Below are 24,884 nucleotides of genomic sequence, written 5' to 3' on the forward strand. Positions count from 1 at the left end.
CGGCGGTTGGGTTACCATCCGCGCGCCGCCTGCGGCAGCTCCTCATCCACTAGAGCCACACGAACCATGACCTACTGTGTCGCCATGAACCTGGCCGATGGGCTGGTGTTCGTTTCCGATTCGCGGACCAACGCCGGCGTCGATCACATCGCCACCTTCCGCAAGCTCTACCGTTTCGGCATCCCCGGCGAGCGGCTGATCGTGTTGCAGACCGCCGGCAACCTGGCCACCTCCCAGGCCGTGGTCAGCCTGCTGCGCCAGCGCCTGCTGGGCGAGGGGCCGAACCTGCACAACGTGCCGACGCTGTTCGCGGCGGCGCGCCTGGTGGGCGGTACGCTGCGCGAAGTGGTCGAGCACGACGCGTCGCCGAGCATGGCGTCGGGGGTCGACATGAGCAGCTCGTTTCTGGTCGGTGGGCAGATCGCCGGCGAGGAGCCGCAGCTGTACAACCTCTATCCGCAGGGCAACTTCATCTGCGCCACGGTCGACACGCCCTATTTCCAGATCGGCGAGAGCAAGTACGGCAAGCCCATCCTCGACCGCGCGCTGCGCCACTCGACGGCGCTGGAGCAGGCCTTGCGCTGCGCGCTGATCTCCTTCGACTCGACCATCCGCAGCAACCTCTCGGTGGGCATGCCGCTGGACGTGCTGGTCTACCGCAAGGACAGCCTGCAGCTGCCGGACGGCTACCGGGTCGAGGAGGGCGATGCCTACTACGAGGACATCCGCGGGCAGTGGTGCAGCAACCTGCGGCGCATGCTGGTTGAACTGCCGGCGGCACCGGGGTTCTATCTGGATTGAGAGGCTGCTTCGCGGCGGCCGTCGATCTGGCGGGCAGGCGCGCTGCCCGTGCAACCGGTCTGGCGGCCTGCTAGCTTGTCATTGTGGGCATGGGAGGATGCTCGCGCCGTTTCGCTTCACGCAGTCGCGACCCGTTTGCCCGATGTCTCGACGCCGGAGCCGATCTCCCGCTGAGCACGTGGCAAATACCATCCACGCTTGAGAGGAGGTTGTTTCATGAGTACCACCTTCCACGAGGATGTCAGCAGCACCGTTCTGCGCAGGATGAAGGAGGGCGGCTTCGATTTCGCCCGCGTGCACCCCATCGACTTCTACGCGGTCTTCCCGGAGCAGGACCGCGCGCAAATGGCCGCGCGCAACTTTCGCGGCGAAACCATCAATACGCAGGTCTTTCCCCGCGAGGACGGCGCCTGGAACCTGCAGGTCAGCAAGGTGATGTACGCGACGTTCGACGGCATCGGTAACTTCGAACAGGATCTGGAGGACCTGGTCGAGCCCCTGGGCGGCGTGCTCGATGGCTGGGGCGTCACCCAGGAAATCGAAGAGCGGAACCTGTAGCGTCGCCGTGATTTGGCGACGCAGTGTGTAGGTTGGGTCGTAGCCTGAGGAGCGAAGCGACGAAGCCCAACACCTTCGTGCCGATCCCCCGTTGGGCTTCGCTGCGCTCGGCACCAACCTGCCGCGTTATCGGATCGTCCGAGCTTCGTTCAATCCCTCTTGAAACCGCTTTGCAGCGCCTGGTCCCACGGCGGGACCGGGCCGAAGCGGCTTTTCAGGAATTCCAGCAACAAGCGGCTGCGCGAGTCGGCCTCGCGGGTCAGGCGCAGGGCATAGATGCCGCTGGCTTCCGGTTGCGGCAGGCCGCCTTCGCAGAACAGCGGCAGCAGTTCGCCGCGCAGCAGGTAGTCGCTGATCAGCCAGGTCGGCAGGTGGGCGATGCCCAGCCCCGCCAGGGCGCCGGCCAGCAGCGCCTCGGCATTGTTGGCGACCATGCGCAGACGGCGCGGGCGGAATGCCTGCGTCCGGCCGTCCCTCGCGAAACGCCAGGCATGTGGCGGTGCCAGGGCATCCCAGTCCAGGCCATCGTGTTCGAGCAACTCCTCCGGCCGGGTCGGCATGCCGCGCCGTTCGAGGTAGGCCGGGCTGGCGCAGACGATGCGTACCATGGGCGCCAATGGGGTGGCGACCAGGCGGGTATCGGCCAGTGGGCCGATGCGCAATACCAGGTCGACTTCGCCCAGGTGCTCGCCGTGCAGGTCGACGAAGCTGTCGATCAGCCGCAGCTGGATATCCACGCCCGGATAGGCCTGGAGAAACTCGGCCAGGGCCGGTGCCAGGTGCCGACGGCCGAACGGCGCGGGCGCGTCGATACGGATGCGGCCTTCCGGGGCGCTGTCCAGCGATGCGGCTTCGGCGCGGGCCAGGTGCAGCTCCTGCACGATCCGCCGCGCCCGCTCGGCGAAGGCCAGCGCCGCCGGCGTCGGCCTGACGGCGTGGGTGCTGCGGCTGAACAGCAGGCAGCCCAGCGATTTCTCCAGTGCGTCGATGCGCCTGGCGACAGCCGAGGGGGTCAGCGCATGGCGGCGCGCGGCGGCGGAGAAGCTGCCGGCGTCGAGCACGTCGATGAACAGGCTGAGCTGGGCGGAAAGCGCATCGGGTTGCATTCTTTTTCCTGTGCTTGTGCGGATCAGGCAAAGCCATTTTGCGTGGCTTTGCATGTCGGCGCTAGCCACGAGCGCGTAGCATGGCCGCCTTTGTCATGGCTAGGAGTGCGGGGCATGCTGCTGGATATCGGACTGAATGTGCTGCTGGGGCTGGTGCTGGGCTCGCTCGGCGGGCTGTTCGGCATCGGCGGCGGGCTGATCGCGATTCCGGTGCTCGGCGTGCTGTTCGGGCTCGACCAGCAACTGGCCCAGGGCACCGCGCTGGTGATGGTGGTGCCCAACGTGCTGCTGGCCATCTGGCGCTACCATCAGCGCAACCGCATCGACTGGCGCCATGCCGGGGCGCTGGCCGGCGCCAGTTTCTGCTTCGCGATCTTCGGCGCGGCCATCGCGGTCTCGCTGGATGCGGGGCGCATGCGGCTGATCTTCGTCGGCTTCCTGCTGGCGCTGGCAGCCTACACCCTGCTGCGGGTGTTCCTGCGCCCGGCGGCCGGTAATGGCGAATTGCGCCATCCCTGGCCCTGGCTCGGTGTGCTGGGCGCCTTTGCCGGTGCGCTCGGCGGCTTGTTCGGCGTCGGCGGCGCGGTCATCGCCACGCCGATATTGACCTCGGTCTTCGGCACCTCGCAGGTGGTCGCCCAGGGCCTGTCGCTGGCACTCGCCGCGCCCAGCACCGGGGTGACGCTGGCCACCTACGCGTTGCACGGCCAGGTCAACTGGCTGCTGGGGCTGCCGTTGGCGGTCGGCGGGCTGCTCAGCATCAGCCTCGGCGTGCGACTCGCCCACGCCTTGCCGGAGCGCCTGCTGCGCGTGCTGTTCAGTGGATTCCTGGTGCTCAGCGCGATACTGCTGGCCTTCGAGACCTGAACCGGGGAGCGTCTGGATGCTGGTGCGCGTTGGGCTTCGGCGTTACGCGCCTCAACCCAACCTACGCCACTGCATGCGTAGGTTGGGTTGAGCGCCAGCGAAGCCCAACGCGCGATGCTCGAGCGCGGCTATGCCAGCAGCCAGCCGCCGATACCGCCGGCCAGCACCACCAGCCAGGGCGGCAACTTCCAGAACATCAGCGCGGCCAGGGCCAGCAGCGCCAGGGCGAAATCCCCGACACCCTTGATGGCACTGGTCCACACCGGGTCGTAGAGAGCCGCCAGCAGCAGGCCGACCACCGCGGCATTCACTCCGGCGAGCGCCGCCTGGGCATGCCGGCTGGCGCGCAGGCGCTCCCAGAAAGGCAGGGTGCCCACCACCAGCAGGAACGATGGGGCGAATACCGCCACCAGGCACAAGCCAGCGCCGAGCCAGCCGCTGGGCGCGCCGTTCATCGAGGCGCCGAGAAAGGCGGCGAAGGTGAACAGCGGCCCCGGCACCGCCTGGGCTGCACCGTAGCCGGCGAGGAAGGTATCGTTGTCGACCCAGCCGCTGGGGACCACTTCGGCCTGCAGCAGCGGCAGGACCACATGGCCGCCGCCGAATACCAGCGACCCGGTGCGATAGAACGCATCGACCATTGCCAGTGCCTGGCTCTCCACGCTCCGGGCGAGCACGGGCAGAGCGAGCAGCAGCACGGCGAACAACCCCAGCGATAGCAACGCGCTGCGCCCGCCGATGGCGATGGGCAGCGGCGCATGCGTGCTCTTCGGTTCGGGGTGCAACAGCAGCAGGCCGATCGCCCCGGCCAGCACGATGACACCGACCTGGCCCCAGACGAAAGGCAGCAGCAGGACGGCGATGGCCGCGGCAACGGCCATGGCGATGCGCGGGGCATCGGTACACAGCGTGCGCGCCATGCCCCAGACGGCCTGGGCGACGACCGCAACGGCGACGATCTTCAGGCCTTGCAGCACACCGCCCGGCAGCGCTTCGGCCCAGGAGGCGATACCCAGCGCGAACAGCGTCAGCGCAATGGCCGAGGGCAGGGTGAAGCCGGCCCAGGCCGCCAGGGCACCGCGATAGCCGCCGCGCAGCAGGCCGATCGCCAGGCCCACCTGGCTACTGGCGGGGCCGGGCAGAAATTGGCAGAGCGCGACCAGATCGGCGTAGCTGTGCTCGTCCAGCCAGCGCCGGCGGCGGACGAATTCCTCGCGGAAATAGCCGAGATGGGCCACCGGGCCGCCGAAAGAGGTCAGCCCCAGGCGCAGGAAAATTAGAAACACGGTCCAGGGGCCGAGCCTTGGGGTTTCGTCGGAATCTTGCGGGACAACGGGCATGTATCGGGCTACCGGATGGAGTGAACGGGCACGTGGGCCAGGCGAGTCTAGCCGCTGCGTGTGACGAACGGATTACTCGCTGGTGTGCGACCAGGCCGGTACGCGCGGCCACTCATCGGACACCAGGAACAAGCGTTCCTGTTCGAGACAGTCGCCCAGGGTTGTCGTCTCCACGCGAACCAGCAGCTGGGCACGGGCCGCGGCCGGCTGTGTGGCGAGCCAGGCGGCGAAACGGTCGCTTTCCCATAGCTGCGAGGCCTCCATGCGCGCCGGCGCCAGCCAGGCGGGGCGGGGCAGCGGCAGCCAGCGCGCATCGGGTATCCGCGCCTGGTAGCGGGCCCACTGCGCCTGGCGCAGCCAGCGTCCACGCAAATAGGCCGGATTCGCACCCTGCGGCGCCGCGCAGCCTTGCGGCCAGGGCTCGAACAGATAGCCGCCGAGCCAGAAGCTGCTGTGCACCGGACTGCGGGTCAGTTCGCCGAGCACCGCCAGCGCCTGTGGGCGGCTTGCCAAGGGCAACTGGTGCCGGCACAGGTGATCGAGCTTGATATCGAGCCGGTCGTGGCTCCCCGGCCCGAGCCAGTGGGCATGCTGATGGCCGTCGTGCCGATCCAGCCCCAGGTAGAACTTCACGGCCAGTTCCAGGTGCTGTACGCCTTCCGGATCGTGCAGCAACAGGTCCAGTTCGCCGAGGGTATGCCCGGCCTGGCGGATCGGCAGGTTGGCGGCGAGCAACTGGATGTCCGGTGCCTCGCTGAGGATGAATTGCCAGAGGCGTTCGTAGTACAGCCCCAGCCGGCGAATGCTGCTGCGGCCCAACCAGGATTCGAGCAGCGAGGGGGCCGCGTCCTGGCGCAGCAGCCAGTCGGCCAGCAGGCCCGGTTCGCGGCCCCAGCGACTGGCCGCGAGCGGATGGCGTTGCGTGCAGGGCGCCTCGCGCAGCAGCGGCGGAGCAAGAATCGTCCAGGCGAGGTCGCGCACCTGCGGATGCTGGAGTCGGGGCAGAAGCTCGGCGAGATCGGGGAGGTTCATGCCAGCAGCATAGCTGAGCGGCATGCTCGAGGAGCGTTTGCCGCTGCTTCGCGGTTTCGCCCATAATTCGGCGATTTTGAACAGCCGCGCCGACCACGCGCTCTAAGCGATTGGCACAATGGCGACGTTCAGCGTCCCGCGCGTACACCGCACACCGCATCCGTGCGCCTTTCGGCAGCCACATCAGGGAGCCCCAATGGAGCAATTCCGCAATATCGGCATCATCGGCCGCCTGGGCAGCTCCCAGGTGCTGGACACCATTCGCCGGCTGAAGCGCTTTCTCGTCGAGCGCCACCTGCACGTGATCCTCGAGGAGAACATCGCCGAGGTGCTGCCCGGGCATGGCATGCAGACCTCCTCGCGGCAACGCCTGGGCGAGTCCTGCGACCTGGTGATCGTGGTCGGCGGCGACGGCAGCCTGCTCGGCGCCGCCCGGGCGATGGCCAGGCACCGGGTGCCGGTGCTGGGGATCAACCGCGGCAGCCTGGGCTTTCTCACCGACATCCGCCCGGACGAGCTGGAGGAGAAGGTCGCCGAGGTGCTCAACGGCCAGTACACCCTGGAAAACCGCTTCCTGCTCGAGGCGCAGGTGCGCCGCCTGGAGGAATCCATCGGCGAAGGCGATGCGCTCAACGATGTGGTGCTGCACCCGGGCAAGTCGACCCGGATGATCGAGTTCGAGCTGTACATCGACGGCCAGTTCGTCTGCAGTCAGAAGGCCGACGGCCTGATCGTCGCCACGCCCACGGGGTCCACCGCCTATGCCCTGTCCGCCGGCGGGCCGATCATGCACCCGCGGCTGGACGCCATCGTCGTCGTGCCGATGTACCCGCACACGCTGTCCAGCCGGCCGATCGTGGTGGACGGCAACAGCGAGCTGAAGATCGTGGTGTCGCCGAACATGCAGATCTACCCGCAGGTGTCCTGCGACGGACAGAACCACTTCACCTGCGCGCCGGGCGACACCGTCACGGTGCGCAAGAAGCCGCAGAAGCTGCACCTGATCCATCCGCTGGATCACAACTACTACGAGGTCTGCCGGACCAAGCTCGGCTGGGGCAGCCGCCTCGGCGGAGGCGATTGATGCAGCTCGATCCCCAACGCGGCTACGACCTGATCGGCGATGTGCATGGTTGTGCCCACGCGCTGGCGCGTCTGCTGGAGGGCCTCGGCTATCACCGCCAGGCTGGCGTCTGGCGCCACCCGCGACGCCAGGCGGTCTTTCTCGGCGACATCATCGACCGTGGCCCGCACATCCGCGAGGCGCTGCACCTGGTGCACGACATGGTCGATCACGGCCAGGCCCACTGCATCCTGGGCAACCACGAATTCAACGCCCTGGGCTGGTACATGCCGGCGCCGCCGGGCAGCGGCCGGGCGTTCGTGCGCGATCGTTCGCCGCGCTTCGCCCGGCTGCTGCAGGAAACCTTCCAGCAGTTCGAGCATCATCCCGACGAGTGGCAGGCCTTTCGCGACTGGTTCTACGAGCTGCCGCTGTACCTGGAGAACGAACGTTTCCGCGTGGTGCACGCCTGCTGGGACGGTGAGGTGATCGCCCGGCTGCGTACCTTCCTCGACGAGGGACGGATCAACCCGGCGATCCTGCGCGAGGCCGGCCTGCCCGGCAGCTTCATCTGCCAGGCGCTGGACCGCCTGCTGCGCGGCACCGACATGCCGCTGCCGCAGGGCATGACGCTGACCAGCGAGGAGGGCTTCGTGCGGACCTTCTTCCGCACCAAGTTCTGGGAAGAGAACCCGCAGACCTACGGTGACGTGGTGTTCCAGCCCGGTGGCCTGCCGGAGCACGCGGCGCGCCTGCCGCTGTCGCAGCAGCAGAAGAACCGTCTGTTCCTCTACGGGCCGGACGAACCGCTGCTGTTCGTCGGCCATTACTGGCGTCGCGGGCAGCCGGGGCCGCTGCGCGACAACCTGGCCTGCCTGGATTACAGCGCGGTGAAGAACGGCAAGCTGGTGGCCTATCGGCTGGATCAGGAAACCCGTCTGGACCCGGCCAAATTCGTCTGGGTCGACGTCTGCGCGGTGTTCCGGTGAGTGCCGCCGTGGTCGAGGCCCTGCGCCTGCCGCTGTCGGAAGACCTGAGCGGCTTCATCGCCCTGTTGCGGCGCCTGCGGGTACCGTGCCGGGTTTCCGAGGAGGGCGACCAGCAGGTGTTGCGGGTACCGGCCGCGGTGGTCGAGCAGGTGCGCGACCTCTATGCGCGTTACCCCGCCGGCGACGGCGCGCTGGTCGCCGAACAGCCGGCCCGCCGTCGCGGTGGCCTGGGCGCGGCGCTACGGGCGAATCCCTTCACCTCGGCGATCCTGCTGCTGACACTGGTCGTCGCGGGGCTCACCCTGCTCGGCGAGAATTTCGCGGTGATCCGCTGGCTGACCTTCACGGACTTCCGCATCGATGGCGAATACGCCTATTTCGCCACGCTCGAGCAGGGGCTCGCGGCGGGGCAATGGTGGCGGTTGATCACGCCGATCTTCGTGCACTTCGGCATCCTCCACCTGGCGATGAACGGCATGTGGTACTGGGAGCTGGGACGGCGCATCGAATTCCGCCAGGGCGCCTGGATGCTGCTGGCGCTGACCCTGCTATTCGGCCTGGTTTCCAATTTCGCCCAGTACCTGTTCGGCGGCCCGGGTATCTTCGGCGGGCTGTCCGGCGTGCTCTACGGTCTGCTCGGTCATTGCTGGCTGTTCCAGAAGCTCGCCCCGGACAACGCCTACCGGCTGCCGCCGGGCGTGGTGGTGCTGATGTTGATCTGGCTGGTGGTGTGCCTGAGCGGGGTGATCGAGGTGCTGAGTTTCGGCACGCTGGCGATCGCCAATGCCGCGCACGTCGGCGGGCTGGTCGCCGGTTGCGTCACCGGCATTATCGGTGGGCTGCTGGCGCGCAAGGCGAGCGGGCGGTAGCGGCGCCGCCTTTCGGCAATGCTTTGAGCTTTTGGCAGTCCTGCGGCCTGCAATCGCCGCGAGGGCGCGCCTCCCACGGGGTTCGGCGTGCGGCCGGCTGCTTTTGTGGGAGGCCCGCCCTCGGGGCGATGTTCTCGATCTCCGATGCAAGACACCCCGAAGCTTCCAGCTTCCAGCCTGAAGCATGCCGCTATTTTCCGCTAGAATGCCGGTTCGTTTCCCTGGGAGCTGGCCATGTCGTCCTTTATCCAAACCGCCGAAAACATCACCCCCGAAATCTACGCGAGCCTCAAGCAGGCCATCGAGCTGGGCAAATGGGCTGACGGCCGCAAGCTCACGCCCGAGCAGAAGGAAACCTGCATGCAGGCGATCATCGCCTGGGAAATGAAGAATCTTCCGGAAGAAGAGCGCACCGGTTACATGGGCGGGGCAGAGTGTGGCTCCAAGAGCAAGAAGGCCGAGGCGCCCATCGATACCAGCCTGTTCGAGCCGGCCTCCGGGACCCGCCACTGATGCTGGAGCTCGGACGCGGTGCGCTGGAGAAGATGTCGGTTCAGCTCGAATCGGGCGTGCCGGTGCAGTACGCCTTTCGCCTCGGTGAAGGGCTGGTGCCGGTCAATCCGCTGATCGGCAAGACCCTGCGCCTGGAGTACCTCGGCGCCATCCATTGCAGCCATTGCGGGCGCAAGACCAACAAGAGCTTCAGCCAGGGCTATTGCTACCCTTGTTTCAAGAAGTTGCCGCAGTGCGACACCTGCATCGTCAGCCCGGAGAAATGCCATCACGAACTGGGCACCTGCCGCGATCCGGACTGGGGCACGCAGTTCTGCATGACCGATCACGTGGTCTACCTGGCCAATTCCTCGGGCATCAAGGTCGGCATCACCCGCGCCAGCCAGCTGCCGACGCGCTGGCTCGACCAGGGCGCCAGCCAGGCGCTGCCGATCATGCGGGTGGCGACCCGGCAGCAGTCAGGCCTGGTGGAGGACCTGCTGCGCAGCCAGGTGGCCGATCGCACCAACTGGCGCGCACTGCTCAAGGGCGATGCCGAGCCGGTGGACCTGTTCGAGACCCGTGAACGCATCTTCGACGCCTGCGCCGAAGGCCTGCGCTACCTGCAGCAGCGCTTCGGCCTGCAGGCGATCCAGCCGCTGAGCGATGCCGAGGTGGTGGAGATCCGCTACCCGGTGGAGGCCTACCCGACCAAGGTGGTCAGTCTCGACCTGGACAAGACACCGGTGGTGGAGGGCACGCTCAAGGGCATCAAGGTCAATACCTGATCCTGGATACCGGCGTGATCAATATCCGCAAGTTCACCGCCTACCAGGTGGCCGCCAGTGCCACTGCGTAGGGTGGATAACGCTTTGCTTATCCACCGATAACAGGCTCAAGGATGAGCGAGTGGCCTGGAACAACAGCGTGGAAAAGGCTGCGCCGTTTTCCACCCTACAAGTCCGCCGCGACAGACGTTAAGCTCGAACCATTCGCAGCCCGGCCCACGGGGCTGGCACCATCGCCACTTTCCCGCTTGAAGCTTGCCGCTTGAAGCTCAGCCGACGAGGTTTCCATGCGCACCGAACAACCGAAAGTCATTCATCTGAAGGATTACCAGGCGCCCGAGTACCTGATCGATGAAACCCACCTGACCTTCGAGCTGTACGAGGACCGCACCCTGGTGCATGCCCAGCTGGTGATGCGCCGCAACCCCGAGCGGCCGGCCGGCAAGCTGCCACCGCTGGAGCTGCACGGCCAGGAGCTGGAACTGCTGTCGCTTGCGCTGAACGACCGCGAGCTGGGCCTGGGCGACTATCAGCTCGGCGAGGATTGCCTGACCCTGCAGCCGGACAGCGACGCCTTCGTCGTCGACAGCAGCGTGTGCATCCACCCGGAGAGCAACACCGCGCTGGAGGGGCTGTACAAGTCCGGCAGCATGTTCTGCACCCAGTGCGAGGCCGAGGGCTTCCGCAAGATCACCTACTACCTCGATCGTCCGGACGTGATGAGCAAGTTCACCACCACCGTGAGCGCCGAGCAGAAGGCCTATCCGGTGCTGCTCTCCAACGGCAATCCGATCGCCAGTGGCAGCGAGGACGATGGCCGTCACTGGGCGACCTGGGAGGACCCGTTCAAGAAGCCGGCCTACCTGTTCGCCCTGGTCGCGGGCGACCTCTGGTGCGTCGAGGACAGCTTCCGCACGATGAGCGGGCGCGACGTGGCGCTGCGCATCTACGTCGAGCCGGAAAACATCGACAAGTGCCAGCACGCCATGGACAGCCTGAAGAAGTCCATGAAGTGGGACGAGGAGGCCTACGGTCGCGAGTACGACCTGGACATCTTCATGATCGTCGCGGTGAACGACTTCAATATGGGCGCGATGGAGAACAAAGGCCTCAACATCTTCAACTCCAGCGCCGTGCTGGCCCGCGCCGAAACCGCCACCGACGCCGCGCACCAGCGCGTCGAGGCGATCGTCGCCCACGAGTATTTCCATAACTGGTCGGGCAACCGCGTGACCTGCCGCGACTGGTTCCAGCTGTCGCTGAAAGAGGGCTTCACCGTCTTCCGCGACTCGCAGTTTTCCGCCGACATGAATTCGCCGACGGTCAAGCGCATCGAGGACGTTGCCTACCTGCGCACCCACCAGTTCGCCGAAGACGCCGGCCCCATGGCTCACTCGGTGCGCCCGGAGTCCTTCATCGAGATCTCCAACTTCTACACCCTGACCGTCTACGAAAAGGGTGCCGAAGTGGTGCGCATGATCCAGACGCTGCTCGGCAAGGACGGCTTCCGCAAGGGCAGCGACCTGTACTTCGAGCGCCACGACGGCCAGGCAGTGACCGTCGATGATTTCGTCAAGGCGATGGAGGATGCCAACGGCGCCGATCTGTCGCAGTTCAAGCGCTGGTACAGCCAGGCCGGCACGCCGCGCCTGGCGGTCAGCGAGCACTACGATGCGGCGGCGCAGACCTACCGCCTGACGCTCCGCCAGAGCTGCCCGCCGACGCCGGGCCAGCCGACCAAGGAGCCGTTCGTGATTCCGCTGGCGCTGGGCCTGCTGGCCGCCGATGGCAGCGATTTGCCGCTGCGCCTGCAAGGTGAGGCGCAGGCCCAGGGCACCAGCCGCGTACTGGCGGTCACCGAGGCCGAGCAGAACTTCACCTTCGTCGACGTGCCCGAGCGCCCGCAGCCGTCTCTGCTGCGCGGCTTTTCCGCGCCGGTGAAGCTGGAGTATCCCTACAGCCGCGATCAGCTGATGTTCCTCATGCAGCACGATTCCGACGGCTTCAACCGTTGGGAGGCCGGTCAGCAGCTGTCGGTGCAGGTGCTGCAGGAGCTGATCGGCCAGCGTCAGCGTGGTGAGGCACTGGCGCTGGACGAGCGTCTGGTCGAGGCACTGCGCAGCCTGCTGGCGAACGAGACGCTGGACGCGGCGATGGTCGCCGAGATGCTCTCGCTGCCAGGCGAAGCCTATCTCACCGAGATCAGCGAAGTGGCCGACGTGGACGCCATTCACGCCGCCCGAGAGTTTGCCCGCAAGCGTATCGCCGAGGCATTGTTCGAGCCGCTGTGGCAGCGCTACCAGGCCAATCGGGAGACTTCGCGCAACACGGTCTATGTCGCCTCTGCCGAGCACTTTGCGCGTCGCGCGCTGCAGAACATCGCGCTGTCCTACCTGATGCTGAGCGAGAAGACCGAGGTGCTCGAGGCCTGCCTGGAGCAGTTCGAGCAGGCCGACAACATGACCGAGCGCCTCACCGCCCTCGCGGTACTGGTCAACTCGCCGTTCGAGGCCGAGCGCGACAAGGCGTTGCAGGCCTTCGCCGAGCACTTCAAGGACAATCCGCTGGTCATGGACCAGTGGTTCAGCGTGCAGGCCGGCAACCCCTTGCCCGGCGGCCTGGAGCGCGTCCAGCAACTGATGAAGCACCCGGCGTTCACCCTGAAGAACCCGAACAAGGTGCGCGCGCTGATCGGCGCGTTCGCCAACCAGAACCTGGTCAACTTCCACCGGGTCGATGGCGCGGGCTACCGCTTCCTCGCCGAGCAGGTGATCGTGCTCAACGCGCTGAATCCGCAGATCGCCTCGCGCCTGCTGGCGCCGCTGACTCGCTGGCGCAAGTACGATGCTGCGCGCCAGGCACTGATGAAGCATGAGCTGGAGCGCATCCTGGCCTCCGGCGAGCTGTCCAGCGACGTCTACGAAGTGGTGAGCAAGAGCCTGGCCTGAGGTTCGCTCCGGCAGTTGAGGATGAGCCGGGCGGCCGGCTTCTTCCTCGGTGGGCCGAGCCCACGGGATTTGTAGGCCTGGGGACGCCCAGGCCTTGCTGGCGATCGTCGGCGTTACGGCGGATCGCCAGCAAGCCGGCTCTGCGGGTTCGGTGTGCGCACGCCGTCTCTGCGTGATGGCCTTTCGCTCCATCAGCGTCGCTGATCGGCCGATAATCATCGGCTGAGAGTTAACAAAACATAACGTCCGGCCAATTGTAAGCGCTCGATAAAGCTGGCTAGCATGGCTGCGCCTGCCACAACAGGCCTTACCTAATAAGAATAAAGGGGGTATGTATGAGTGAGCCCGTTCTGCGGCGCACACTATCCGGCCGTGCGGTGGTCGCAACCCACCTCGGGGCATCGCGCTTTCATTCGTCGCTAGCCAGTGTGCTCTCGCTCTGCGGTGTCGTCTCGCTTCTGCTGCTGGCCACTGCGCCGATGGCGGTGCAGGCCGCTACGGACACTCAGACGCGCTACTCGATCGAGTCGGCAAAAGCCGTTTCCACTCTTCTTCTCGATATCACCCAGGCCGGCGAACGCCTTGTCGCCGCGGGGGATCGTGGCCACATTCTCTATTCCGATGACGCGGGCAGGAGCTGGAGCCAGGCCAAGGTGCCGACCCGCCAACTGCTGACGGCCATCGACTTCGCCGACGCCAAGCACGGCTGGGCGGTGGGGCACGATGCGCTGGTGCTGGCCACCGCCGATGGCGGTGAAAGCTGGGCGGTGCAGTACGAGGAGCGCGAGCGCGAGGCGCCGTTGCTCGACGTCTGGTTCGAGAACGAGCGGCACGGCATCGCCGTCGGCGCCTACGGCGCGCTGATCGAAACCACCGATGGCGGCCAGAACTGGGACGACATCAGCGACCGCCTGGACAACGAGGATGGCTTTCACCTGAACGCCATCGCCCATATCGAAGGCTCCGGCCTGTTCATCGTCGGCGAGATGGGCGGCATGTTCCGCTCCAGCGACCTGGGCCAGACCTGGGAAACGGTCGAGTCGCCTTATCAGGCTCGTTCTTCGGCGTGATCGGCGGCTCCGAGCCCGGCGTGGTGATCGCCTTCGGCCTGCGCGGCCACCTGTTCCGTTCGGACGATTTCGGCGATAGCTGGAACCCGATCGAGCTCAGCAATGGCAACGGCTACGCACTGGAGTCCGGCCTGGCCGACGGCAGCCTGCTGAGCGATGGGCGCATCGTGGTGGTCGGGCATGGCGGCGTAGTGCTGACCAGCAACGACCAGGGCCGCACCTTCAAGGTCTATAGCCGGCCCGATCGTCGTTCGCTGTCGGGCGTCACCTCCGCTTCGGAAGGCAACCTGATCCTGGTAGGGCAGGGTGGTGTGCGCATCGCCTCGCCATCGGGCGCGGATCTGGCCCCAAAACAATAAGCCGGGAGAGTTTGCATGACCAAGCATCATCAGAAACCGGCGTCGTTTCTCGAGCGCCTGATTTTCAACAACCGGCCGGCAGTGGTCGTCCTCTGCGCGCTGATCAGCGTCTTCCTGTTCTATCAGGCGGCCCAGGTTCGCCCGCAGACCAGCTTCGAGAAGATGATCCCGCTGGGGCATCCCTATATCCAGAAGATGCTCGAGCACCAGAACGATCTGGCCAACCTCGGCAACACCGTGCGCATTTCGGTGGAGGCCGTGGAGGGTGACATCTTCTCCAAGGAGTACATGGAGACGCTGCGGCAGATCCATGACGAGGTGTTCTACATCCACGGCGTCGACCGCTCCAACATGAAGTCGCTGTGGAGCCCCAGCGTGCGCTGGACCGAGGTCACCGAGGAAGGCTTCGCCGGCGGCGAGGTGATTCCGCAGACCTACGACGGTTCGCCGGAGAGCCTCGAGGACCTGCGCGACAACATCCTCAAGTCCGGGCAGATCGGCCGCCTGGTGGCGAACAACTTCAAGTCCAGCATCATCGACGTGCCGCTGCTCGAATCCTATCCGGACCCCGAGGACCAGGCAGGCAGATCAAGCTGGATTACCGGCAGTTCTCCCATGAACTGGAAGAGAAGATCCGCGACAAGTACCAGGCGCAGAACCCCAATGTGAAGGTGCATGTCATCGGCTTCGCCAAGAAGGTCGGTGACCTGATCGATGGCCTGGTCGGTGTGGCACTGTTCTTCATCGTCGCCATCGGCATTACCTTCGCACTGCTGCTGTGGTTCACCCGTTGCCTGAAGAGCACCATTGCGGTGGTGGTCACCACCCTGATCGCGGTGGCCTGGCAACTGGGCTTGTTGCACACCTTGGGCTTCGGCCTCGACCCCTATTCGATGCTGGTGCCGTTCCTGGTGTTCGCCATCGGTATTTCCCATGGGGTGCAGAAGATCAACGGTATCGCCATGGCTTCGGGCTATACCGACGATTCGGTGACCGCCGCGCGCCTGGCATTCCGCCAGTTGTTCGTTCCGGGGATGGTGGCGCTGCTGTCCGACGCGGTGGGCTTCGTCACGCTGCTGCTGATCGATATCGGGGTGATCCGCGAACTGGCCATCGGCGCCTCGCTGGGTGTGGCGGTGATCATCCTCACCAACCTCATCCTGCTGCCGGTGGCGATTTCCTACATGGGTATCAGCCAGAAGGCCATCAAGCAGGCCCGCGAAGAGGCGGCGCACGATCATCCGTTCTGGCGCCTGCTGTCCAGCTTCGCCAGCCCGACCGTGGCCCCGATCTCCATCGTCATCGCCATGCTGGCGCTGGCCGGCGGACTCTGGTACGGCCAGAACCTGAAGATCGGCGACCTCGACCAGGGCGCCCCGGAGCTGCACCCGGACTCGCGCTACAACCTGGACAACGACTTCGTCATTCGCAACTACTCGACCAGTTCCGACGTGCTGGTGGTGATGGTCAAGACCGCGCCGGAAGGCTGCTCGCACTACGACACGCTGGCCGCCATGGACGAGCTGATGTGGAAGATGCAGAACACCGAGGGCGTGCAGTCGGCGGTGTCGATGGTGTCGGTGGCGCGCCAGGGCATCAAGGGCATGAACGAGGGCAGCCTCAAGTGGGAGACGCTGTCGCGCAACCAGCACGTACTGAACAACTCCATCGCCCGTGCCGAAGGCATGTACAACAGCGACTGTTCGCTGGCGCCGGTGCTGGTGTTCCTCAACGATCACCGGGCCGAGACGCTGGAGCACGTGGTCGCGGCGGCGAAGGATTTCGCCGAGGAAAACAACCGCGAAGGGCTGGAGTTCGTGCTGGCGGCGGGTAATGCCGGTATCGAGGCGGCCACCAACGAGGTCATCGCCGAGTCGGAAACCACCATGCTGATCGCGGTCTACGCGGCGGTGAGCTTCATGTGCCTGCTGACGTTCCGCTCCGTTGCGGCCACGCTCTGCGTGATCCTGCCGCTGGTGCTGACCTCGATCCTCGGCAACGCGCTGATGGCCTTCATGGGCATCGGCGTGAAGGTCGCCACCCTGCCGGTGATCGCCCTGGGCGTGGGTATCGGTGTGGACTACGGCATCTACATCTACAGCCGCCTGGAGTCCTTCCTGCGCCAGGGCCTGACCCTGCAGGAAGCCTACTACCAGACGCTGAAGTCCACCGGCAAGGCGGTGATTTTCACCGGCGTGTGCCTGGCCATCGGTGTGGTGACCTGGGTGTTCTCGGCGATCAAGTTCCAGGCCGACATGGGCCTGATGCTGACCTTCATGTTCCTCTGGAACATGGTCGGCGCGATCTGGCTGCTGCCGGCCCTGGCGCGCTTCCTGATCAAGCCGGAGAAGCTGCGTCAGCCAGACGTGAGCGTCGTGGCGAATTAAAAAACGCGGCCCCTCGGGGCCGCGTTTTCGTTTCTGGCCGGTGCCGGGTTTCTAGCCGGCGCGCTTGCCGAGGGTCGACACGGCAGCTTGCGCGGCCACTTCGCCGATCACCAGGATCGCCGGGCTCTTCAACTGGAACGTCCGGGCGTCGCGGCACATGCCGGCCAGGCTGGAGCGGCATTCGCGCTGCTGTGGCAACGAGGCGTTTTCGATCATCGCCACCGGTGTCGAAGCGGCGAGGCCACCTTCCAGCAAGCCGGCCTGTACCTGCTCCAGTTTGCTCACCCCCATGTACACCACCAGCGTGGTGCCGCTCTGCGCCAGGGCCTGCCATTCGGGGCTGCTGTCATCCAGGGTGTGTGCGGTGACCAGGGTCACGCCGCGGGCGACGCCGCGCTGGGTCAGGGATATGCCGCACTGGGTGGCGCCAGCCAGCCCGGCGGTGATGCCGTTGACCAGCTCGACCTCGATGCCGCGCGCGCCGAGCCACTCGGCTTCCTCGCCGCCGCGACCGAAGATGCACGGATCGCCGCCCTTGAGGCGCACCACGCATTTGCCCTGGCGGGCATAGCGCAGCATCAGCCGGTGGATGAACGCCTGCGGCGTGGAGCGACAGCCGCCGCGCTTGCCCACCGGGATCACCCGGGCGTTCGGGCAGTGCTCGAGGACGGCGGGGTTGACCAGGTCGTCGATCATGACGATGTCGGCCTCGCCCAGTGCCCGCACGGCCTTGAGGGTCAGCAGTTCCGGATCGCCAGGGCCAGCGCCCACCAGCCAGACTTTTGCGCTCATGAACGAATCCTCGTGTTGGGTCGATAACCGCGAAGCGTTGACCGCGCGGGAGTTTGTATCGGATGAAAAGCCCTGCGTGTTTCCAGCTACGGATGCGCCGGCGCCGGCTGGCTGGCCAGCAGGCGCTTGATCTCGGGGACGCACGAGCGCAGCTGGTGCCGCAGCCCAGTTCCTGCTTGAGCCCGGCGAGGTCGAGACCGCGCTCGATGCCGGCACGGACCGCGCTCTGGCTGACGTTCATGCAGTTGCACAGCGTGCGTTCGCTGCCGGCAGCCGTGCCGCCAGGCGGCGCGCTGAGCGGGGCGAGCAGCCAGCGGCGCAGCTCGGCGTCGGCCGTGCCGTTTTCCCAGAGGCCCTGAGCCACTGGCGTGCGGCGGTCTCGCCGGCCAGGCGCAGGGCGACGATGCGGCCGTCCTCGATGCGCACGCGCTTGCCGACGGCGCGGCGGGGGTCGTCATAGGCCAGCACTGGGCCCTGGTCGAGGCCGAGCAGACGGTCGATGGTTTCCAGTTCCGCGGCGGCAGGCGCCGTGTTGCCGGCGGCGCGGATCAGCAGCGCCGGCCGCTCGCGCCCGCCGAGGCTGAAACTGGCATAGGCGAAGCGCTCGAACAACGGCCGCAGCGCCTCGAAGCGTTCCTGTACCGTGCCTTCCACCAGGGCGAAGAATTGCCAGGGCAGCTCGACCGGCTCGACTTCGATGCCGGCATGCTTGAGCTCGGGTTGTTTCGACAGTGGGTCGACGCTGGCCAGGGTCAGCACGTTGCTGCCCAGACCCTTGAGGAAGCGATCGCCCCAGTGCATCGGCAGGAACGCCTGGCCGGTGCGCAGGCTGTCGTCCTTTTGTACCGGCAGGATCAGGCTGCCGCGCCGGCTTTTCACCTTCACCAGTTGGCCATCGAGCAGGCGCCGCCGACGCATGTCGTCGCCGCTCATGCCGAGCAGCGCTTCCTCGACATGGCCGAACAGCCGCGCCGCGGTGCCGGTGCGACTCATGCCATGCCACTGATCGCGCAGGCGGCCGGTGTTGAGGGTGAGCGGGAAGCGCGCCTCGCGCTTTTCCTTCGGCGCCTGGAACTGCTCGGCGATAAAGCGCGCCCGGCCATTGGCGGTAGGGAACGCACCGTCGCCATAAAGCCGCGCGGTGCCCTGTTCGCTGCCGGCCGGGAAGGGCCATTGCTGCGGACCCAGGGCGTCGATCAACGCATAGCTCAGGCCGCTGTAGTCGAGATCGCGGCCGGCGGTGAGCGGCTTGTACTCCTCGAACAATGCTTCGGCGCTGTCGAAGGCGAACAGGCTCGGCTGGCCGGGGCGCAGGCGGCGCTCCAGGCGCCGGGCGAAATCGCAGGTGATCGCCCAGTCGGCGCGCGCCTCGCCCGGCGCCGGTACGGCGCGGCGCACATGGCTGACGCGACGTTCGGAATTGGTCACCGTGCCTTCCTTCTCGCCCCAGCTGGCGGCGGGCAGCAGCAGGTCGGCGTGGCGGCAGGTCTCGGTGGTGAAGAAGGCTTCCTGGACCACCACGAAGGGGCAGGCGGCCAGGGCTTCATGGATCTTCTGCTGGTCCGGCAGCGATTGTGCCGGGTTGGTGCAGGCGATCCACAGCGCCTTGATCCTGCCGTCGCGTACCGCCTCGAACAGTTCGATGGCGGACAGCCCGGGGCTCTTCGGCAACTGCTCGATGCCCCAGTGGTCGGCGACTTCACTGCGGTGGGAGGCGTTCGCCGCGTCGCGATGGCCCGGCAGCAGGTTGGCCAGAGTGCCGGTTTCGCGACCGCCCATGGCGTTCGGCTGGCCGGTGAGGGAGAAGGGGCCGGCGCCGGGGCGGCCGATCTGGCCGGTGGCCAGGTGCAGGTTGATCAGCGCGCTGTTCTTGGCGCTGCCGGCGGTGGACTGGTTCAGCCCCATGCACCAGAGGCTGAGGAACGCGGGCGCACTGCCGATCAGCCGCGCGCAGCTTTGCAGGTCTTCGACGGCGATGCCACAGAGGTCGGCGACCATCGCCGGACTGTAGTCGCGCACCAGGCTTTTCAGGATGTCGAAGCCTTCGGTGTGGGCATCGATGAAGCGCCGGTCGATCCAGCCTTCCCACATCAGGATGTGCAGCAGGCCATGGAACAGGGCGACGTCGGTGCCCGGCTGGATCGCCAGGTGCAGGTCGGCCAGCTCGCAGGTGTCGGTGCGCCGCGGATCGACGACGATGATCTTCATCTCCGGCCGCCGCGCCTTGGCTTCCTCCAGGCGGCGAAACAGCACCGGATGCGCGTAGGCCATGTTGCTGCCGGCGATCAGCAGGCAATCGCTCTGCTCGATGTCCTCGTAGGAGCAGGGCGGGGCGTCGGCGCCCAGGCTGCGCTTGTAGCCGACCACCGCCGAGGACATGCACAGCCGCGAGTTGGAGTCGATGTTGTTGGTGCCCACCAAGGCGCGGGCCAGCTTGTTGAAGGCGTAGTAATCCTCGCTCAGCAACTGGCCGGAGACGTAGAAGGCCACGCTGTCCGGGCCGTGCTCGCGGATGGTCTCGGCGAATACGTTGGCGGCGTGCTCCAGGGCGCTGTCCCAGTCGCTCCGGCTGCGGGCCAGGGCCTTGCCCAGGCGCAGCTCGGGATACAGCGCGCGGGCATCGCGATCGCCGGTCAGGTGCAGGGTCGAGCCCTTGCTGCAGAGCTTGCCGAAGTTGGCCGGATGCTTGGGGTCACCGGCCACGTCGAGGATGCGCTCGCCGTCGTGCTCGATCAGCACGCCACAGCCGACACCGCAGTAGCAGCAGGTCGAGGCGGTTGTCATACGCATGGCGTCGTCTCCAGGAGGTTATCGTGGGGTGGAAAACCGCGTAGCGTTTTCCACCGTCATCGCGCGAAGAAATTGGTGGGCAAGCGGAGCGTTGCCCAGCCTACGCTGCGCATTCCCCGCGCATGTTCAGCGCCAGCAGCACGCGGCCGTTCTCGATGCGCGCCTCGTGGCGATGCGCACAGCCGACATCGGGGGCCAGCGCCTCGCCGCTTTCGAGGTCGATCTGCCAGTTGTGCAGCGGGCAGGCGACCTGCTTGCCGTAGATGATCCCCTGCGACAGCGGACCGCCCTTGTGCGGGCAGCGGTCGTCGAGGGCGAAGACCTGATCGTCCGAGGTGCGGAAAATGGCAATGTCGCCCTTGGGGCCGGCGACGATGCGCGAGCCGAGCGGGTTGATCTCATCCAGTGCGCAGATATCGAGCCAGTTCATGTCGTTTCTCCAGTCGGTAAAGCCGCAAATATTCAGGCGTTTTCGGTTTCCAGCTGCTTGACCGCGATGCGCTCGAATTCCTTCTTCAGCTGTGGCTTGGAGAGCTGCTCCTGCCACGGGTCCTGCTCGAAGGAGAGCGAGAACAGCAGGCGCTGGTGCAGCGCCTTGCGCCGCTCGGCATCGTCCAGCACGGCCTTCTTGATGTGGTCCATGCCAACGCGCTGCAGGTAGTGCACGGTGCGTTCGAGATAGAAGGCCTCCTCGCGGTAGAGCTGCAGGAACGCCAGGCTGTATTCCATGACGTCCTCGGCGGTGCGGACCTTGACGAAGAACTCGCCGGCCTCGGTCTTGATGCCGCCGTTGCCACCGATGTACAGCTCCCAGCCGGAGTCCACGCCGATGATGCCGACGTCCTTGATGCCGGATTCGGCGCAGTTGCGCGGGCAACCGGAGACCGCCAGCTTGACCTTGTGCGGCGACCACATGTTGAACAGCGCGTGCTCCAGGTCGATGCCCATCTGCGTCGAGTTCTGCGTGCCGAAGCGGCAGAATTCGCTGCCGACACAGGTCTTCACGGTGCGGATGGACTTGCCGTAGGCGTGGCCGGAGGGCATGTCCAGGTCCTTCCAGACGCCCGGCAGGTCTTCTTTCCTGATGCCCAGCAGGTCGATGCGCTGGCCGCCGGTGACCTTGACCATCGGCACCTGGTACTTGTCCGCCACGTCGGCGATGCGCCGCAGCTCGGCGGCATTGGTGACGCCGCCCCACATCCGCGGCACCACCGAATAGGTGCCGTCCTTCTGGATGTTGGCGTGGGCGCGTTCGTTGATGAAGCGCGACTGCGGATCGTCCTTGGCTTCGCCCGGCCAGGTGGAGATCAGGTAGTAGTTCAACGCCGGGCGGCAGGTGGCGCAGCCATTGGGCGTGCGCCATTCCATGAAGGCCATGGCTGCCGGAATGCTGGTCAGGTGGTGTTCGCGAATCGCCTTGCGCACCTGCCCGTGGTTGAGGTCGCTGCAGCCGCAGATGGCCTTCTCGCTCTTCGGCTTGACGTCGGCGGCGCCGCCGACGGTGTTGATCAGGATCTGCTCGACCAGCCCGGCGCAGGAGCCGCAGGAGCTGGCGGCCTTGGTATGTTTCTTCACCTCGTCGACCGAGAACAGCCCGTGTTCCTGGATCGCCTTGACGATGGTGCCCTTGCACACGCCGTTGCAGCCGCAGACCTCCATGTCGTCGGGCATCGACATGGCCTTGTTCTGGCCCTGATGGCCGGCATCGCCGATGGCGTTCTCGCCGAACATCAGGTGGTCGCGGATCTCGCTGACGTTCTGCCCTTCGCGCACCTGGCGGAAGTACCAGCCGCCGTCGGCGGTGTCGCCGTAGAGGCAGGCACCGACCAGCACGTCGTCCTTGATCACCAGCTTCTTGTAGACGCCGCCGATGGGGTCGGAGAGGGTGATGGTCTCGGTGCCTTCGCTGCCGATGAAGTCGCCGGCGGAGAACAGGTCGATACCGGTGACCTTGAGCTTGGTCGAGGTCACCGAACCCAGGTAGCGGGAGAAGCCGAGCATTGCCAGGTGGTTGGCGCAGACCTTGGCCTGCTCGAACAGCGGGGCGACTAGGCCGTAGGCGATGCCGCGGTGGTTGGCGCACTCGCCGACAGCGTAGATGCGCGGGTCGTAGGTCTGCAGGGTGTCGTTGACCAGGATGCCGCGGTTGCAGGGGATGCCGGCCTGTTCGGCCAGCTCGCTGCTGGGGCGGATGCCGGCGGCCATCACCACCAGGTCGGCGGGAATCACCTCGCCGTCCTTGAACTTGACCGCGCAGACGCGGCCTTCGCCATTGTCCAGCAGCTCGGCGGTGTGCTTGGGCAGGAGGAACTTCAGCCCCCGGCTTTCCAGCGCGGTCTGCAGCAGGGTGCCAGCGGTCTTGTCCAGCTGGCGCTCCATCAGCCAGTCGCCGATGTGCACAACGGTGACGTCCATGCCGCGCAGCTTGAGGCCGTTGGCCGCCTCGAGGCCGAGCAGCCCGCCACCGATGACCACAGCATGCTTGTGGGTCTTGGCGGTCTCCATCATCACCTGGGTGTCGGCGATGTCGCGGTAGCCGATCACGCCCTGCAGGTTGTTGCCGGGGATCGGCAGGATGAACGGGTTGGAGCCAGTGGCGATGAGCAGGCGGTCGTATTCTGCTTCGCTGCCATCGTCGGCGATGACCCGGCGCCGGGCGCGATCGATCTTCACCACCTTGCGATTGAGCATCAGGCGGATGTCGTTCTCGGCATACCAGTTCAGGTCATTGAGCACGATTTCTTCGAACTGTTGCTCGCCGGCCAGGACGGGGGAAAGCAGGATGCGGTTGTAGTTCGGGTGCGGCTCGGCGCCGAACACCGTGATGTCGTAGAGCTCGGAGGTGAGCTTGAGCAGCTCCTCGAGGGTTCGCACGCCGGCCATGCCGTTGCCGATCATCACCAGTTTGAGTTTCTTCATGCCGTTCTCCGCACCGGGTCGGTCTGCTGGTTGCCGTTGCTCCGGCACCAAAATTTCAACAACAAAAAAGGCGTCCCACTGGTTACCCAGTGAGGACGCCTTTGTCCGTGTCCCGCTCAGTCGGGAAACCTGCCGCTCCACGTTGAGGGTCAGGTCGTATGTTCTTCGCCATTCGCATTGCAGAGGCTGTGCCAACTTGGCAAAACCTTTGTTTTCAAGGGTTTGTATGCGATCACTCACGCCAGGGCGGGATATGTGGCGCACCGTTATGCAGCGGCTTGCGCCGTCATGGTGCAAGTTCCGGGGCGCCTAGGGGGCGCCAATGGCAGCGCAGCGGGTGCTCGGACGGAATATTGGCGATTGACAGCCGGCGGTCGGCTTCCTAAAGTTCGGTCCATGCGCCGATTTAGTCAGCTACTTGCGGGGCGCCTGGAGCCGATGGCTTCGAAATACCGCTAAAGCGCTGGTTCCGGTGTCGCCTCCCACCGCTGCCCAGCGGAATCCCCGAGGCGGAAGTCGAACAGCATGAACGTGAAGCATACCCAGTTGCGCCTGGCCCCGATCACCAGCGGGCCGTTCCGATCCCATTCGAAAGTTCTCCTCGGCGGCGCCCACCAGCCGTCTCTGCTGCGTTATCTCGACGGCTGGCCGCGTCGCAACGGCAAAGCCAGGGCATTGCTCGTGCAGTTCGCGGCGGCGGATGAGTCGTTGGCGCGTTTCGCCAACGACAGCTTCGACCTGGCGGTGATCCAGGCACCTGCGGCGGAGGCGCTGCAAGAGTGCATCCGCGAACTGACGCGTGTGGCACGCCAGGGCTGATCGTCCGACGCTAGTGGTCTGCACGGGTTTCAGGGGCGGCCTCAGATCATTCCCCGAGCAAGCCGCTGTGTGCATACCGCACCCGTAGGAGACCGGGAGGACGCCGAGTCCTTGCCGCGATCATCGGCGTTGCGTCCGATCGCCCGCAAGCGGGCTCCTCCTACGGTGGGCAAAAGAATGATCCGCGTCGCGCGTGGGCAAGGCTTCGCCATTGCCCACCCTGCGAACCGGAACCCATCGCGCAGGCTTCGGCATCCTCGTGCAATGAGCGACGCTTGGGTGCATACAGGTGCCGGAAACGCCAGCTTCGCAAGTCGGGGTGAGCGTAGCGAAGCCCGGCGAACGTGATGCCAGGTGCGAGGTGGGCTTGATGCTGCGGATTTCAGGTGAGCTGGCCCGGCCCGGCCTGTGTGCGGCCTGCCGGTTACAGGCTATTCCTCGTCATCGCCACAGGCAGTCCCTCTGGCCTTGAACACCTTGACCACTTCGCTGACGAAGCTCACCACCAGCATCCGTTCGTTCTCGGGCAGGTCCTGAATCATTTCCCCGATGGATTGAGCGTGGTCGGCCGCTTTGGCGGGGCCGCTGCGGAAAAGATCGCTCGGCGAGCATTCGAGGATTTCGGCGATCTGCTGCAGCCGGGGCAGTGTCGGTGATATCACTCCGTTTTCCATGCGGCTGATCGTTTCCTTCTCGACGCCCATGATTTCTGCTACCTGTGCCTGGGTCAGGCCTTTCACTCTGCGGCGGATGGCGATCGTCGCGCCTACTTCGTACACCAGTCCTCTGTCCTTCATTCGCTTGGCCTCTCACGTCATTTCATATGACGTTTTGAGTTATTTTCTGAGCGCAAGCTCCACAAGCGAAGGACGTTTAGCGTCTACATGATAGACGT

The 24,884-nt window shown here is 66.0% G+C and carries 16 protein-coding genes and 4 pseudogenes; 12 read left to right on the top strand and 8 right to left on the bottom strand.

From position 1 onward, the window contains the following. The first annotated feature begins 66 nt into the window (after window positions 1-66). The gene (locus BAY1663_RS00340; RefSeq protein WP_037036932.1) at window positions 67-801 is read left to right on the top strand and encodes a proteasome-type protease; all 735 of its coding nucleotides are present in this window, start codon (window positions 67-69) and stop codon (window positions 799-801) included. 216 nt (window positions 802-1,017) lie between these two features. After that, window positions 1,018-1,359, top strand: a complete 342-nt coding sequence (locus BAY1663_RS00345; protein WP_037036934.1) for a ribonuclease E inhibitor RraB — start codon at window positions 1,018-1,020, stop codon at window positions 1,357-1,359. A 149-nt stretch (window positions 1,360-1,508) separates the two neighbouring features. Here BAY1663_RS00345 and BAY1663_RS00350 read toward each other — a convergent pair whose 3' ends face one another. After that, a complete protein-coding gene (locus tag BAY1663_RS00350; RefSeq protein ID WP_037036937.1) occupies window positions 1,509-2,465 on the bottom strand; it encodes a LysR family transcriptional regulator in 957 nt (318 codons plus the stop codon). Window positions 2,466-2,579: 114 nt separating this feature from the next. Here BAY1663_RS00350 and BAY1663_RS00355 point away from each other — a divergent pair, with 114 nt between their 5' ends. Beyond that, the gene (locus BAY1663_RS00355) at window positions 2,580-3,332 is read left to right on the top strand and encodes a sulfite exporter TauE/SafE family protein (RefSeq protein WP_037036938.1); all 753 of its coding nucleotides are present in this window, start codon (window positions 2,580-2,582) and stop codon (window positions 3,330-3,332) included. Between the two features lie 128 nt (window positions 3,333-3,460). Here the strand turns inward: BAY1663_RS00355 and chrA are convergent, their stop codons facing one another. Then, window positions 3,461-4,672: a chromate efflux transporter gene (chrA, locus tag BAY1663_RS00360; protein WP_037036941.1), complete on the bottom strand. Its 1,212-nt coding sequence runs from the start codon at window positions 4,670-4,672 to the stop codon at window positions 3,461-3,463. 72 nt (window positions 4,673-4,744) lie between these two features. After that, the gene (locus tag BAY1663_RS00365; RefSeq protein ID WP_037037183.1) at window positions 4,745-5,704 is read right to left on the bottom strand and encodes a DUF1853 family protein; all 960 of its coding nucleotides are present in this window, start codon (window positions 5,702-5,704) and stop codon (window positions 4,745-4,747) included. A 196-nt stretch (window positions 5,705-5,900) separates the two neighbouring features. Here BAY1663_RS00365 and BAY1663_RS00370 point away from each other — a divergent pair, with 196 nt between their 5' ends. The 8 genes and pseudogenes from BAY1663_RS00370 to BAY1663_RS00405 all read left to right on the top strand — a co-directional run bounded on the left by BAY1663_RS00370 (window position 5,901) and on the right by BAY1663_RS00405 (window position 16,669). Then, a complete protein-coding gene (locus tag BAY1663_RS00370; RefSeq protein ID WP_037036952.1) occupies window positions 5,901-6,788 on the top strand; it encodes an NAD(+) kinase in 888 nt (295 codons plus the stop codon). Continuing rightward, window positions 6,788-7,756 (top strand): metallophosphoesterase, encoded by a 969-nt coding sequence (locus BAY1663_RS00375; protein ID WP_037036954.1) that lies wholly within the window; start codon window positions 6,788-6,790, stop codon window positions 7,754-7,756. The genes BAY1663_RS00370 and BAY1663_RS00375 overlap by 1 nt, the downstream gene beginning before the upstream one ends. Then, window positions 7,753-8,625: a rhomboid family intramembrane serine protease gene (locus tag BAY1663_RS00380; protein ID WP_037036956.1), complete on the top strand. Its 873-nt coding sequence runs from the start codon at window positions 7,753-7,755 to the stop codon at window positions 8,623-8,625. The genes BAY1663_RS00375 and BAY1663_RS00380 overlap by 4 nt, the downstream gene beginning before the upstream one ends. A 234-nt stretch (window positions 8,626-8,859) precedes the next feature. Next, entirely contained in the window at window positions 8,860-9,138 is a 279-nt protein-coding gene (locus BAY1663_RS00385; RefSeq protein WP_037036958.1) for a YeaC family protein, read from the top strand. 95 nt (window positions 9,139-9,233) lie between these two features. Continuing rightward, window positions 9,234-9,976: pseudogene (locus tag BAY1663_RS00390) on the top strand (DUF2797 domain-containing protein). Window positions 9,977-10,192: 216 nt separating this feature from the next. Further along, window positions 10,193-12,853: an aminopeptidase N gene (gene pepN, locus BAY1663_RS00395; RefSeq protein WP_037036961.1), complete on the top strand. Its 2,661-nt coding sequence runs from the start codon at window positions 10,193-10,195 to the stop codon at window positions 12,851-12,853. A gap of 428 nt (window positions 12,854-13,281) precedes the next feature. Next, a pseudogene (locus tag BAY1663_RS00400) lies at window positions 13,282-14,282 on the top strand (WD40/YVTN/BNR-like repeat-containing protein). Between the two features lie 15 nt (window positions 14,283-14,297). Then, window positions 14,298-16,669, top strand: a pseudogene (locus BAY1663_RS00405) (RND family transporter). 51 nt (window positions 16,670-16,720) lie between these two features. Here the strand turns inward: BAY1663_RS00405 and cobA are convergent. From cobA to nirB, 4 genes and pseudogenes are all read right to left on the bottom strand, one after another. Next, window positions 16,721-17,461, bottom strand: a complete 741-nt coding sequence (gene cobA / locus BAY1663_RS00410) for a uroporphyrinogen-III C-methyltransferase (protein ID WP_037036963.1) — start codon at window positions 17,459-17,461, stop codon at window positions 16,721-16,723. Window positions 17,462-17,547: 86 nt separating this feature from the next. Further along, a pseudogene (locus BAY1663_RS00415) lies at window positions 17,548-20,251 on the bottom strand (molybdopterin-dependent oxidoreductase). Window positions 20,252-20,351: 100 nt separating this feature from the next. Then, the gene (nirD, locus tag BAY1663_RS00420; RefSeq protein WP_037036966.1) at window positions 20,352-20,681 is read right to left on the bottom strand and encodes a nitrite reductase small subunit NirD; all 330 of its coding nucleotides are present in this window, start codon (window positions 20,679-20,681) and stop codon (window positions 20,352-20,354) included. A gap of 32 nt (window positions 20,682-20,713) precedes the next feature. Further along, window positions 20,714-23,170: a nitrite reductase large subunit NirB gene (nirB, locus tag BAY1663_RS00425; protein ID WP_037036969.1), complete on the bottom strand. Its 2,457-nt coding sequence runs from the start codon at window positions 23,168-23,170 to the stop codon at window positions 20,714-20,716. Window positions 23,171-23,695: 525 nt separating this feature from the next. On the opposite strand from nirB, the gene BAY1663_RS00430 reads away from it, so the two are divergent. Beyond that, window positions 23,696-23,989 (top strand): hypothetical protein, encoded by a 294-nt coding sequence (locus BAY1663_RS00430; protein WP_037036973.1) that lies wholly within the window; start codon window positions 23,696-23,698, stop codon window positions 23,987-23,989. A 431-nt stretch (window positions 23,990-24,420) separates the two neighbouring features. Here BAY1663_RS00430 and BAY1663_RS00435 read toward each other — a convergent pair whose 3' ends face one another. Then, the gene (locus BAY1663_RS00435; protein ID WP_256206489.1) at window positions 24,421-24,768 is read right to left on the bottom strand and encodes a helix-turn-helix domain-containing protein; all 348 of its coding nucleotides are present in this window, start codon (window positions 24,766-24,768) and stop codon (window positions 24,421-24,423) included. Window positions 24,769-24,884: the final 116 nt, after the last annotated feature.

Source organism: Pseudomonas sp. BAY1663 (assembly GCF_000582595.1).
GTDB classification, from domain to species: domain Bacteria; phylum Pseudomonadota; class Gammaproteobacteria; order Pseudomonadales; family Pseudomonadaceae; genus Stutzerimonas; species Stutzerimonas stutzeri_AF.